General features: G+C 66.6%; 10 protein-coding genes. 9 read left to right on the top strand and 1 reads right to left on the bottom strand.

Annotation, left to right across the window (positions count from 1 at the left end; all coding sequences use genetic code 11):
- Positions 1 to 78: 78 nt before the first annotated feature.
- The 4 genes from aptA (at position 79) to FO470_RS08270 (ending at position 7,224) form a co-directional block, all read left to right on the top strand.
- Entirely contained in the window at positions 79 to 1,413 is a 1,335-nt protein-coding gene (aptA, locus tag FO470_RS08285) for an omega-aminotransferase AptA (RefSeq protein ID WP_472771024.1), read from the top strand.
- A gap of 614 nt (positions 1,414 to 2,027) precedes the next feature.
- Positions 2,028 to 5,435 carry an autotransporter domain-containing protein gene (locus FO470_RS08280; RefSeq protein WP_246659518.1) on the top strand — a complete coding sequence of 1,136 codons (3,408 nt, stop codon included), beginning with the start codon at positions 2,028 to 2,030 and terminating at the stop codon, positions 5,433 to 5,435.
- 141 nt (positions 5,436 to 5,576) lie between these two features.
- Positions 5,577 to 6,383, top strand: coding sequence for a DeoR/GlpR family DNA-binding transcription regulator (locus tag FO470_RS08275; protein WP_144342472.1), 807 nt, complete (start codon positions 5,577 to 5,579; stop codon positions 6,381 to 6,383).
- Positions 6,384 to 6,621: 238 nt separating this feature from the next.
- Complete coding sequence (locus FO470_RS08270; RefSeq protein ID WP_144342471.1) at positions 6,622 to 7,224, top strand: L,D-transpeptidase; 603 nt, start codon at positions 6,622 to 6,624, stop codon at positions 7,222 to 7,224.
- Between the two features lie 28 nt (positions 7,225 to 7,252).
- On the opposite strand, the gene FO470_RS08265 is transcribed toward FO470_RS08270, so the two are convergent.
- Positions 7,253 to 8,053: an inositol monophosphatase family protein gene (locus FO470_RS08265; RefSeq protein ID WP_144342470.1), complete on the bottom strand. Its 801-nt coding sequence runs from the start codon at positions 8,051 to 8,053 to the stop codon at positions 7,253 to 7,255.
- Between the two features lie 298 nt (positions 8,054 to 8,351).
- On the opposite strand from FO470_RS08265, the gene FO470_RS08260 reads away from it, so the two are divergent.
- The 5 genes from FO470_RS08260 to FO470_RS08240 all read left to right on the top strand — a co-directional run bounded on the left by FO470_RS08260 (position 8,352) and on the right by FO470_RS08240 (position 13,073).
- A complete protein-coding gene (locus FO470_RS08260; protein WP_144342468.1) occupies positions 8,352 to 9,701 on the top strand; it encodes an ABC transporter substrate-binding protein in 1,350 nt (449 codons plus the stop codon).
- A 117-nt stretch (positions 9,702 to 9,818) separates the two neighbouring features.
- Entirely contained in the window at positions 9,819 to 10,370 is a 552-nt protein-coding gene (locus FO470_RS08255; RefSeq protein ID WP_144342467.1) for an SIS domain-containing protein, read from the top strand.
- 152 nt (positions 10,371 to 10,522) lie between these two features.
- Positions 10,523 to 11,353, top strand: a complete 831-nt coding sequence (locus tag FO470_RS08250; protein WP_246659517.1) for a carbohydrate ABC transporter permease — start codon at positions 10,523 to 10,525, stop codon at positions 11,351 to 11,353.
- Positions 11,353 to 12,162 (top strand): carbohydrate ABC transporter permease, encoded by an 810-nt coding sequence (locus tag FO470_RS08245; RefSeq protein WP_144342465.1) that lies wholly within the window; start codon positions 11,353 to 11,355, stop codon positions 12,160 to 12,162. The genes FO470_RS08250 and FO470_RS08245 overlap by 1 nt, the downstream gene beginning before the upstream one ends.
- Complete coding sequence (locus FO470_RS08240; RefSeq protein WP_144342464.1) at positions 12,159 to 13,073, top strand: sugar phosphate isomerase/epimerase family protein; 915 nt, start codon at positions 12,159 to 12,161, stop codon at positions 13,071 to 13,073. Before FO470_RS08245 ends, FO470_RS08240 begins: the two co-directional genes overlap by 4 nt.
- The last annotated feature ends 9 nt before the right edge of the window (positions 13,074 to 13,082 follow it).

Below are 13,082 nucleotides of genomic sequence, written 5' to 3'. Positions count from 1 at the left end.
TGATGGACGAAAGAAAAGGACTTGTTCCCCATCGCCCATCGTGGCCAAGGTCCCCCTTCCCGCAAGAGGAGACCAGCCGTGAACATTCGCGCCAACACCCCTTCCCTCGACGCCTTCTGGATGCCGTTCACGGCGAACCGGCAGTTCAAGGCGGCCCCGCGCCTGCTCGCCGCCGCCGAGGGCATGTACTACACGAGCGATGATGGCCGCCGCGTGCTCGACGGCACCGCCGGCCTGTGGTGCGTCAATGCCGGCCATGGCCGTCGCCGGATCACCGAGGCGGTCGAGCGCCAGCTTTCCACCCTCGACTTCGCGCCCACCTTCCAGATGGGCCATCCCGTCGCCTTCGACTTCGCCCAGCGTCTCGCCGCCATCGCGCCGGGGGGCGAGGCGGCCGGACTCGACCGGGTGTTCTTCACCAATTCCGGCTCGGAATCGGTCGATACGGCACTGAAGATCGCCATCGCCTATCAGCGCGCCATCGGCCAGGGCACCCGCACCCGCGTCATCGGCCGCGAGCGTGGCTATCACGGCGTCGGCTTCGGCGGCATCACCGTGGGCGGCCTCGTGAACAACCGGCGCGTCTTCCCGCTGCTGCCCGGCGCCGACCATCTGCGCCACACCCACGATCCCGCGCGCAACGCCTTCGCCAAAGGCGGCCTGCCGGAACACGGCGCCGAGCTCGCCGATGACCTCGAGCGCCTCGTCGCGCTGCACGGCGCCGAGACCATCGCCGCGGTGATCGTCGAGCCGATGGCGGGCTCCACCGGCGTGTTGCTGCCGCCGAAGGGCTATCTGGAAAAGCTGCGCGAGATCGCCGTCCGCCACGGCATCCTCCTGATCTTCGACGAGGTGATCACCGGCTTCGGCCGCCTCGGCGCCTCCTTCGCCACCGACTATTTCGGGGTGACGCCGGACCTCGTCACCACCGCCAAGGGCATCACCAACGGCACCATCCCGATGGGCGCGGTCTTCGCCAGCCGCAAGGTGCACGACGCGCTGATGACCGGCCCGGAAGCGGCCATCGAATTGTTTCACGGCTACACCTATTCCGGCCATCCGGTCGCCTGCGCCGCCGGCCTCGCCACGCTGGACATCTATGCCGAAGAAGGCCTGCTCACCCGCGCGGCGGAACTCGCCCCGCATTGGGAGGAGGCGATGCATTCGCTGCGCGACCTGCCGAACGTCGTCGACATCCGCACCATCGGCCTCGTCGCCGGCATCGAGCTCGCCTCGCGCAAGGACGCCATTGGCGCCCGGGCCTATGACGTCTTCGTCGATTGCTTCAACAAGGGCCTTTTGATCCGCGTCACCGGCGACATCATCGCCCTGTCGCCGCCGCTGATCGTCGAAAAGGGCCAGATAGACGACCTCGCCTCCACTCTCGCCGACGCGCTCAAGCGCGCTGCCTGACGCCAGCGACGCCTCCCGCCGCACCGCCCCAGCCGGCGGTGCGGCGCCGGCTGCCGTCATGGACCGCGCGCCGGCAACCAGGGAACGGGAAGGACGACAGGAATCCGGCATCAGCCATATGTTGCTTTAACAACATTTTAGATCGCGCCGCCGACACCCCGGCGGGATGCAGAGAAAGCATCCAGAGATCAGACCCGACGTCCTTGTCCCCTTCACCTCGTAGCGAAATGTCGCGTGCCTTAGATGGCGTCACACACCGCCATGAGACACAAAAGTCGTCCAAATCTATAAGAACATCGATAAATCATATCGTTACAAGAGCCCTGGGCCTGGCGGAGTCCTATGCTCCCTCGCACAGCCCCTTCGATACGGCACGGGCGCGGCCAACAGGTGGAATACCACCGCCATCGTCACCAGAGGCAACCAAGCCGTGTCGCACGACACGCCATCTATGTAGGAAGATCGGTCACACTGGACAAATAATGTTACATAACTGACATCGTATTCTGCCAGATCAGCAATCCTCAAAACGACGCCGACCGGAATCCGCAGCCACCATCCGCGCTCCGGGAACCAGGCAGCGGGAAATCTGAGCTTTTTGGGGATTTGGCACGATGACTATCAGGAATACCCGCCGTCGACGGGGCCTCAGCCTCGTCACCATCACCTCGCGGCTGCTCTGCGGCGCCGCGCTGGCCGTGCTCGGGACAACCGCCAGCCAGGCGGACGACGACACGCTGCGCATCCTCTCCTTGAACATCTGGAACCAGTTCAAGCAGAATCCCGGCGTCACTTCCGAATTCATGATCAACGGCAATTACGACGTGCTGGCCTTCCAGGAGGCCAATGGCAGCCGTTACGTGAGCGACATTCCGGGCATCCTGAAGGACGCCGGCCGCGGCACCTATGGCGGCGTGCTGGTCGGCGACGTCGGCGTCATCTCCCGGCTCCCGGGCACCTTCGGCACCTACACCCTCCCCGGCGTCACCACGCAGGGCCGCTATGTCAGCTTCACCGTCGCGGACAGCAAGGCCGGGCGACCGGAGACTCTCATCGGCACGGTGCATCTCGACTATGCCGACACCTCGGGCGGGCGCATCAAGGAAGCCAAGGCCCTCAACACATGGGCCGGCGACAGCGACACGCCGATCATTCTGGTCGGCGACTTCAACGCCGGCGACGTCTCGGAGCGCGGCCTCCACTCCGCCGAGCAGCAGTCCTATCTGTTCGCCCGCACCATCGTCGACGGCGGCAGTTCCACCCTGTGGAAGCAACTCGCCAAGGAATACACGCCGGAAGGCAAGGGAGACGAATACACCGCCTATGCGACCGCGATGAAGGCCACCGACCCGAATGGCCAGGCGCACTACCGCAACGTGATCCAGGACTATTTCAACGCCCATCGCGACGAGTTCCCCGGCAAGACCAGCATCTCGCAGTTGAGCTGGCGCCAGTGGGAGAAGATCGTCGCCAAGGACATGGTGGCAAAGGGGATCACCTTCGAGGACGAGACCCTTCCTGTCGCCAGCAACCAGCCGGTGACGATGAACATCCTGAAGAAGCAATACATGCTGCTTCAGAACCCGGATGAGCGCGAGCAGTTCGCCCCGCATGAACTCAGCGACGGCAGCACCACTTGGCCCTCGGCCGGCCAGGACTCCACCAATACCTGGACGAGTTGGGACCGCGCGACCATCGACCACTTCCTCGTCTCGCGCCCCTTCGGCAAGTGGTACGTGCTGGCGGACGATCCGAACGACCCCTACACCGGCGTGGCCGACGAGGTCGGCTATACCAATGACGGCCGTCCGCTTTCCGACCATGAGCCGGTCGCCCACACGCTGAAATGGATCGGCCCGGCGCTGGAGAGCTATACGGAGACGGTCGACGATGCGACGGTCGAGAAGACCCGGCTGGTCTGGGGCGCCGACGCCACGACCTTCGAGGAGAAGAACAAGGAATTCTACCTGACGCGCAACAACATGCGCGCCGACGTCTATCTCGGGCAGATCTCGGACGAGAACGGCAATCCGATCCTCACCGACCTGACGGGGGAAGAGAAGAAGAACCTGCTCGACTGCAAGAGCACGGATCCGCGCCTGCAACAGGCGATCGTCGACTATTGCATCGACGACCACAGCTTCATCGGCCAGACGCTGGTGACCGACGGCGGCACGCTCATCGTCGACGAGGACGCCGCGCTCGGCACCTCGGCGGCAAGCCTGCACCTCGACAACGGAACGCTGCGCATCGCCGGCACCGGCATGGCGGTTCTCGACCGCTCGGTGGTGCTGGAGGCCGGCGGCGGTGGCATCGAGATCGCCGATGCCGCCAATGCCGTCGCCATCGGCCGGGCGATTTCCGGCGAAGGCAGCCTGACCAAGCTGGGCGAAGGCGCCCTCGGGCTGTTCGGCACCAACACCTATACCGGCGAGACGTTCGTCGGAAACGGCCTGCTCGTCGTCAACGGCTCGATCGCCAGCTCCGCGCTGACCACGGTGCTCGATGGCGCCGCGCTCGCCGGCACCGGCACCGTCGGCAATCTCAAGATCGCGTCGGGCGGCGTTGTCGCGCCGGGTAATTCGATCGGCACGCTGAACGTCGCCGGCAACCTTACCTTCGAAAGCGGCTCCGCCTATGAGGTCGAGTTCAACGCCGAGGGCGCGAGCGATCTGATCGCCGTGACCGGCAAGACCACCATCGAGGGCGGCACGCTGATGAGCATCGGCACCGCCGGTGAATACAAGCCGGAGACGAGCTACACCATCATCCGCTCGGCCGGCGGCATCGAGGGCGCCTTCGGCGAGGTCTCCTCCAGCTTCGCCTTCCTCGACCCGACGCTGGCCTATGGCGCCACCGACGTGGTGCTGACGCTGGCGCGCAACGACACTGCCTTCGACCGGCTCGGCGCCACCTTCAACCAGCGCTCCGCCGCGCGCGGCGCCGAAAGCCTCGGCTACGGCGCGCCGCTCTACGACGCCATCGTCATGCTCGACGAGGCGAGCGCCCGCTCCGCCTTCGCGCAGATCGGCGGCGAGGTACACGCTTCGACCTATGGCGTCCTGATCGACGACAGCCGCTTCCTGCGCGATGCGGCGAACGAACGCCTGCGCGCCGCCAGCGGCGAACTGGCGGGTCAGGACATGTCGGTTCTGGCCTACGACAAGGCCGGCCCGGCGCCGGTGGCCGCCGACACGGACCGCTTCGCGGTGTGGGGCCAGTCCTTCGGGTCGTGGAGCGACGTCGACGGCGACGGCAATGCCTCAGCCCTGACCAGCAATGTGGGCGGCCTGCTGGCCGGCGCGGACGCGGCGGTCGGCGATGCCTGGCGGGTCGGCCTGCTCGCCGGCTACAGCCGGACGTCGGTCGAACTCGACGATCTCGTCTCCAGCGGCGACGCCAACAACTACCATATCGGCTTCTATGCCGGCTCGCGCTCCGGCCCGCTGGGCCTGCGCCTCGGCGTCGGCCACACCTGGCACAGCATCGAGACCTCGCGCCAGGTGGCCATTCCCGGGCTCAACGAGAGCCTCTCGGCGGATTACGACGCGTCGACCACGCAGGTCTTCGGCGAACTCGGTTACCGGTTCGATCTGGCACGGAGCGCGATCGAGCCGTTCCTGAGCCTCGCCTATGTCCGCTTCAGCAATGACGGCTTCGTCGAGAAGGGCGGCGCCGCCGCGCTTGCCGGTACGTCCGGCGATCTCGACACGCTGTTCACCACCCTCGGCGCCCGCGCCTCGACCAGCTTCGACATCGGCTCGACGGTGGCCACACTGCACGGCACGCTCGGCTGGCAGCACGCCTCCGGCGACGTGGTCCCGCAAGCTGTGCTGGCATTCGCCGGCGGCGACGATTTCGGTATCCGTGGGACGCCGATCGCCGAAGACGTCGCCATCATCCGCGCCGGGGTGGACTTCGCCGCCACGCCGAACGCGACGCTGGGCATCAGCTACTCCGGCCAGTTCGGCTCCGGCCTTGGCGACAACGGCGTCACCGGCCGGCTGAGCGTGAAGTTCTGACGCGACGTCGTGACGGTTTCCACCACGCCGCCTGCCGGGGTCGCACACCCGGCAGGACCCGAACGGCTTCGATCCATGGGGCGACCTGATGGACGCCCCATGGATCGATCGTTATTTTTACGAGCGCTATCGAGATCCGAGATGCAGATTCGCGACGAAGAGCGGGATGACCAGGGAAAGAAGGCGCGGCGCCACGCGTTCCTGATCCAATATCTCGAGCAGAACCGGTACATCTCGGTCGAGGAGATCGCGAGCCGCTTCTCGGTCACCACCCAGACCGCTCGCCGCGACATCGTCGCGCTGGAACTGGAAGGCAAGGTCCGCCGCCTGCACGGAGGCGCGGTCGCCTCGACGCCCATCGATCCCACCGTCTACCGCCAGCGCCGCATCGCCAATGCGCAGGCCAAGGACGCCATCGGCAGCGCCGTCGCCCGTATGGTGCCCGACCATGCGTCCGTTTTCATCGACACGGGCACGACATGCGAGGCGGTCGCCCGCGCGCTCATCGATCACAAGGGCCTGCGGGTCGTCACCTACAGTCTGCGCGCCGCCACGACGCTGAGCGAGCGAACCGACTTCACGGTCGCGGTACCCGGCGGCTTCGTCCGTCAGGTGGATGGTGGCGTGTTCAGCCAGAATTCGGCCGAGTTCATCCAGGCCTTCAAGTTCGATTTCGTCGTCATTTCGGTCAGCGGCATCGACGAGGACGGTGACATCGGCGATGACGACTATGCTGAAGTCGCGGCCGTCCGGGCGGCCATGCAGCAGGCCGGCAGCGTGATCCTCGCGCTCGACAGCAGCAAGTTCGGCCGGCGCGGGCTGGTCCGCCTGGGCTCGCTCCGCGACGTGGATATCCTCGTCACGGATACCGCGCCGACGGGCAGCCTCGCCGCCATGACCGCCAAGAGCGGGGTCGCACTCGAACTCGCAAGGCTCGAACTCGCCTGAACAGCAATAGCGGGTTCCGTTGCCGAGAAGTCGAACCAGGCCGCATGACAGGGCTTGAACAGGTCGAACGGCCTCTTTCGGGTCATGCAGCGTGCGCCCTCTGGCAGGCGGGTTGATCTCCACGGCCCACCGCGCTACGCGACTACCGTCGACGACGACAGCCCATGGCGGCAGCGAAGGGACCGTCCTTCCTTCCGTAGGCGCGCGCTTTTCCGAACCTGCCAAGCGAGATACGACCATGAAGCCGATGAACCTGCTACTGCTCGGCCTCGGCGCAAGCATCCTGCTGGGCTGCGCGGCGACACCCCAGCAGACGCCGGCCGCGTCGGCGGCGGCCTATGCGGACGAGGCGTACCCGGTACGACTGGTGAACCGGTCCAAGTTCGACAGCCGCTTCCTGCCGGTCGAGGTAGCGAACACCACGGGCGAGGCGCCCGGCACCATCGTGGTCGATACCGCTTCGAACCACCTCTATCTCGTCGAAAGCGAGAGCAAGGCCCGGCGCTATGGCATCGCCGTCGGTGCCAGCGGCTACGCGTGGAAGGGCAGCGCCACGATCCAGCGCAAGGCCAAGTGGCCGGCCTGGCACCCGACGGACGACATGCACAACCAGACCCCCGGCCTGCCGAAGCGCGTCGAGCCGGGACCGCAGAACCCGCTCGGGGCGCGGGCGCTCTACCTCTACTCCAACGGCAAGGACACGCTGTACCGCATCCACGGCACCTCGGAACCATGGACCATCGGCACGCAGGCTTCCTCCGGCTGCATCCGCATGTTCAACGAGGACGTCATCGACCTCTTCGAGCGGACGCCTGTCGGCACGCGGGTCATCGTGCGCTGAACGGATCGCCGCGCTAGGCCGTGGGCCGTCAGGCGGCCCCGCTCAGGCGGCGCAGATCGGCATGGACGTGCCGGTTGCCCGCCCAGATCGGACCGGGACGCCCGAGATCGCCGTCGAATGTCGCGATCCCGCCGGCTTCCTGCACGAGGATCATGCCGGCCCAGCAGTCCCAGCAATAGAGCATCGGATCGAAATAGCCGGCGATGCGGTTGGCGGCGACATAGGCGAGCATGAGCGCGCCCGAGCCGACGCGGAACAACACGCCGCCCTCGCGATAGAGTGCCTCCACGAAGGCCCCCACCTCACCCGGCGTCGCCTTCTGCGTGGCGCCAAAACCGATGGTCGTCGAGGCGACGGTCCAGTCGGGATTCATCGTGAGCACGCGCCCGTTGAGCCAGGCGCCGCCGCCCTCCGCCGCCGAATAAAGCTCCTTCAGCATCGGTGCGTAGATCACCCCGGCCACCGGCCGCTTCTCCCGCGCGATGCCCAGCGAGACCGTCCAGTTCGGCTGGCCGACGAGGAACGGCATGGTGCCGTCGATCGGGTCGATCACCCAGACGAAGCCCGACCCACCCTCCGAAGCCTCCTCCTCCTCGCCGACGATCCCGTCATCGGGGAAATGCTTGCGGATCGCCCCGCGCAACCACGCCTCGATGGCGCGATCCGCCTCGCTGACGAGATCCTGGGAGGCCGATTTGAGCTCGGGATGCAGCGTGTCGCGATTGAGGAAGAAGGCCTTCGCCTTGCCGCCCGCCCGGCGTGCCAGCTTCTCGGCGATCGCCAGCCGGTCGCGAAGCGGATCGGCCTCGCCGTTCAGTCCCGATGCCATCCTCGTCCGTCTCCCGATCCTTCCGGCGGCTCGCTGCCGCTCTGCCTCTGGATGATGCTATTGCATATTTGAGATTACAAATGTATCGATTTCGACACTGAGCGACGGGGTTGCCGCACGGTCGGGCGCCGAAGCCGGAAGGTGCTGGTGCGCTGTGCGGCGAGCATCTCGCGGAAGGTGGAAGCAGCGGCACGACATCCGCTTCCGCACTCGCCGCCAATCACGAGAGACGGGCCAAACCGTCCAAATGTCGGCCTCGCCCGCACCGCGGCGCTGCGCCATCTCAGGAGGAAACAAGATGAAGCGTGCATTGAGAATCTGCGCCAGCGTCGTCGCCCTCGCGGCCGCGACCGCTGCCATGCCGGTCGCTGCCATGGCCGACTGGCTCGAAGAGGCCGCCAAGCCGCTGAAGGGCACCGAGGTCAACGGCATCTTCCTCGATCGCCCGGGCTACCGCGCCATCATCAAGCTGCTGCCCGAGTTCGAGAAGAAGACCGGCATCAAGGTCAATTACGAGATCGTTCCCTACGAGAACGCCCGTGAGAAGGAAGTGCTGAACTTCACCTCGCGCGGCGATCTCACCATGGCTCTGGTCGACCTCGTATGGATCGGCGAGTTCGCCGAGAACGGCTGGCTGGTGCCGGTCGAGGATCTCGCCAAGGACAAGGCGATCACCGACCCGAACCTCAAGCTCGACGGCTTCTTCCCGCTGCTGCTGGAAGCCTTCGGCTCGTGGGGCGGCACGGTCTACGGCCTGCCCTTCGACAACTATTCCGGCCTGCTGTTCTACAACTCCTGCAAGCTCAAGGAGGCCGGCTTCGACAAGCCGCCGGCGACCTGGGCGGAGTTCAAGGACGTCTACGGTCCCAAGCTGACCGACGCCTCGAAGAACCAGTACGCCTACGCCCTGCAGTCGCGCCGCGGCGAAACCCAGTCGGCCGACAGCTTCATGCGATTCCTGTGGCCGTTCGGCGGCTCGCTGCTGAACAAGGACTTCAAGTCGAACCTCAACAGCAAGGAAAGCCAGGCCGGCCTGACCTTCCGCCAGGACCTGCTCAAGTACATGCCGCCGGGCGTCGTGTCCTTCGATCATGCCGAGGCGGTGAACGCGCTGGCGCAGGGTCAGGTGGCGATGATCACCGAGTGGTCGGCCTTCTACAGCACCCTCGCCGACCCGGCGACGTCCAAGCTCGGCGACTGCCTCGCCGTGGCGCCCGAGCCGGCGGGTCCGGCCGGCCGTCTGCCGGCGCTGGGCGGCTTCTCGCTCGCCGTGGCCTCCCAGGCTTCGCCCGAGCAGCAGAAGGCCACCTGGCTCTTCATCCAGTGGGCCACCTCCGAGGAGATCGCCAAGGCCTATGTCGACGCCGGCGGCGTCTCCGGCCGCATGTCGGTCTACAACGACCCGGAAGTGAAGGCGAAGTACAAGTTCGTCGAGCCGATGGTCGCCTCGTGGCAGGCTGGCGTGCCGGAGTATCGCCCGCGCTTCCCGGCCTGGCCCGCGATCTCCGAGATCGTCGCCGAGTGGGGTTCCAAGATCGAGCTGGGCGAGGTCTCCGTCGAGGCCGGCGCCAAGGAGATCGGCACCCGCATGGAGGAGATCCTCGGCAAGGAAGGCTACTACGACGGGAAGAAGAAGCTTCTCCAGTGAGTTGAAGCCGGTGGCGTCGGGCTCTCTCCCCCGCCGCCGGCCTCTCCGGGCGGATGCCGGAACCCGCGATCCGGCATCCGCCCCCTTTCGTCCTGAACCGTGCCGGGATCCGACGACATGACCACTCTCCATGGCCGGGCGCTGGATGAGATCCGGGCCTGCCTCGACAAGGTGCGCGACGAGGAATTCGACGCCGCCGTCGCCGAAATCGCCGATGCCGACCGCATCGCGCTCTATGGCGTCGGCCGCGAGGGCCTGCAGATCAAGGGCCTCGCCATGCGCCTCTTCCACCTCGGTCGGAAGGCCGCGATGGTCGGCGACATGACGACCCCGCCGGTCGGCAAGGGAGACCTGCTCATCGTCTCCGCCGGGCCAGGCGACTTCTCGACCGTTTCCGCCCTGATGGGCGTGGCACGCCGTGACGGCGCCCGCACGCTGCTCGTCACCGCAGAACCCAACGGCGCCGCCGCCGCGTTGGCCGACCGAGTGCTCACCGTGCCGGCGCAGACGATGGCGAGTGATCGGGGCGCGACCACCTCGGTGCTGCCCATGGGCTCGCTCTACGAGGGTGCCCTCTACGTGCTGTTCGAGATCCTCATTCTCAGCCTGCGCGAGCGGCTGGGCGTGTCGCCCGCGCAGATGCGCGCCAACCATACGAATCTGGAGTGAACCGGGCCGCCCCCGCCGCACGGCGCGGGCGCCATATTCCCGGACACCGCCATGAGGACGACGCCATGAGTGACACCACAACCCGAGCAGCCCCCGCGAAACCCAATCGGGGTTACGGCCGCTGGACGCCCGCGTGGTTTCTGGCGCCGGCCGTGCTGACGCTCCTCCTGATCGGCATCTATCCGACCCTTTTCGCGCTGGTGACCTCCTTCCGGCGCTACAACATCACCCGCCCGCGCGACGGCTTTCCCTTCATCGGCTTCGAGAACTACGTCAACGTGCTGACGGACAGCACCTTCTGGTCCTCGCTGCTGCTCACCGCGAAGTTCTATGTCACGGTCCTGCCGATCCAGGTCGTGCTCGGCCTCGTCGTCGCCCTGCTGCTGCACAAGCCCGGCATGGGCATGCTGAAGTCGCTCGCCCGCGTGACGCTGGTCGTGCCGCTCGCCACTACCTATGCGGTGGTCGGCCTGATCGGCCGGCTGATCTTCAACCGCGACTTCGGCGTCGCCAACCAGTTCCTCGGCTTTGTCGGCTTCGGCCCGATCGACTGGCTCAGCACGCCAAACGGCGCCTTCGCCGCCATCGTTATCATGGATGTGTGGCAGTGGACGCCGTTCTGCGCGCTGATCTTTCTCGCCGGCCTGTCCATGGTGCCCGGCGAGATCGAGGAGGCAGCGCGGCTGGAAACCTCATCCAAGCTGGCGCTGCTGCGCCATGTCCAGCTCCCCTATCTGCTACCCGGCCTGACCGCGGTGATGATCCTGCGCTCGGCGGACGTGCTGAAGCTGTTCGACATGGTGTTCGTGATGACGCGCGGCGGTCCCGGCTCGGCCACGGACCTCATCTCGATCTACATCCAGCGCGTGGGCTTCCGCATCTTCGATCTCGGCACCGCCTCCGCGCAGGCGATCCTGCTGCTGATCCTCACCATCATCATCAGCCGGCTGTACATCCGCCTGCTCTACCGGGAGGTCCACTGATGCGCGGCAAGGTCCTTCACGCCGTCGGCCTGACAGCCGTGGTCGTCTTCTCGCTGTTCCCCTTCCTGTGGATGGTGGCGGCGAGCTTCAAGACCCAGGCGGACATCCTCGCCTCGCCGCCGGTGTGGTTCTTCACACCGACGCTGCAGAACTACACCGAGATCTTCGCCGACACGAAGGTCAGCGGGGCGATCATCAACTCTCTGATCGTGGCGACCTGCTCCACCATTCTCGCCGTGCTGCTCGGCGCGCCGGCCGCCTTCGCGCTCGCCCGCTACGAGTTCCGCGGCAAGTCGGACCTGTGGTTCTGGTTCATCTCGAACCGCATGATCAGCCCCATCGTACTGGCGCTGCCGGTCTACCTGCTGGCGATGCAGGCCAACCTGCTCGACACGCATCTGGTGCTGATCCTCATCTATCTCACCTTCCAGCTGCCGATCGTGGTGTGGATCGTCACCGACCAGTTCAAGTCGATTCCGGCGGATCTTGAACAGGCCGCTCGTCTCGACGGCGCGGACCAGTTCACCATCTTCCGTAAGATCTACCTGCCGCTCGGCGCGCCCGGCATCGCTGTCTCGGCGATCTTCTCCTTCATCTTCTCGTGGAACGAGCTGCTCTATGCGCTCGTGCTGACGCGCCGCAACGTGCAGACCGCGCCGGTCGTCGCCACCAGTTTCATGTCGGGCTACGAACTGCCCTGGGGAAAGATCATGGCCACCGGTACGGTCATCGTGCTGCCGGTCACCATCTTCGCCCTCATCGTCTCGCGGCACATGGTGCGCGGCCTGACCATGGGAGCGACCAAGTGACGGGCGCGCGGGAGCCGATCCCCTTCGGCATCAACCTGTCCTTCTGCGTGAAGCGCTGGGTGACGCCGGAACTGTGGACCCGCGTGGTGCGCGAGCGCCTCGGGCTCGACCTCGTGCAGTTCTCCCTCGATCTCGTCGACCCCATGTGGCCCGACGCCATCGTGGAGCGCCACGCCGCCGCCATCCGGCGGGAGGCGCAGGCGACCGGCATCACCATCCACAGCGCCTTCATCGGCCTTGCCCACTACACCTTCAACCAGCTGCTGCACCCTGATCCGGCGGTGCGCGACTATGCGGAGGAATGGCTCGGCCGCGCCTATCGCTTCGCCGCGCTCGCCGGCATCACGCGCGTCGGCGGCCCGCTGGGCGCCATCCCGGCGCGGCTCGACGGCAGCGAGGCGGAAGCCCTCGACGAGGCGGACTACACCGACATCATCACCCGCATGCACAGGCTCGGCGCCCGCGCCGCGGCCGAGGGGCTGAGCGAGCTCTACATCGAGCCAACACCGATGCGCCGCGAATGGCCATGGACCGTGGCGCAGGCACGGCAGATGATGTCCGACGTGGCCGGCAGCCCGGTGCCGTGGCGTCTCTGCCCCGACTGGGGGCACGGCACGTTCGAGCCTCTCTACGGCACCGATCACGGCGCGATGGAGCCCTGGTTCCGCGAACTTAAGGACGTCATCACCGCCGTCCACATCCAGCAGACCGATTTCCTGCTCGACCGCCACTGGGACTTCACCGTGCCCGGCAAGGTCGATCCTGTGGACGCGGCGGCCCTGCTGCGCCGGACCGGCATCGCGCCGGCCCCCGTCTTCCTCGAAGTGTTCTATCCCTTCGAGCATGACAGCGGGTCGATCCTGAAGGCGCTCGAGACGACATCGGCGCTGCTCAGGCGGGCCTTCGCCTGAGGGGAGAAG

Origin of the sequence: Ancylobacter moscoviensis (assembly GCF_007559435.1) — a bacterium.
Taxonomy (GTDB): Bacteria; Pseudomonadota; Alphaproteobacteria; order Rhizobiales; family Xanthobacteraceae; genus Ancylobacter; species Ancylobacter moscoviensis.
This window is presented reverse-complemented; position numbering and strand designations above follow the sequence as displayed.

Coding starts and splice junctions, on each gene's coding strand:
- FO470_RS08255 (WP_144342467.1), top strand. CDS start 9,819: ATGACCACTCTCCATGGCCGGGCGCTGGATGAGATCCGGGCCTGCCTC.
- FO470_RS08270 (WP_144342471.1), top strand. CDS start 6,622: ATGAAGCCGATGAACCTGCTACTGCTCGGCCTCGGCGCAAGCATCCTG.
- FO470_RS08275 (WP_144342472.1), top strand. CDS start 5,577: ATGCAGATTCGCGACGAAGAGCGGGATGACCAGGGAAAGAAGGCGCGG.
- FO470_RS08245 (WP_144342465.1), top strand. CDS start 11,353: ATGCGCGGCAAGGTCCTTCACGCCGTCGGCCTGACAGCCGTGGTCGTC.
- FO470_RS08265 (WP_144342470.1), bottom strand. CDS start 8,053: ATGGCATCGGGACTGAACGGCGAGGCCGATCCGCTTCGCGACCGGCTG.
- FO470_RS08260 (WP_144342468.1), top strand. CDS start 8,352: ATGAAGCGTGCATTGAGAATCTGCGCCAGCGTCGTCGCCCTCGCGGCC.
- FO470_RS08280 (WP_246659518.1), top strand. CDS start 2,028: ATGACTATCAGGAATACCCGCCGTCGACGGGGCCTCAGCCTCGTCACC.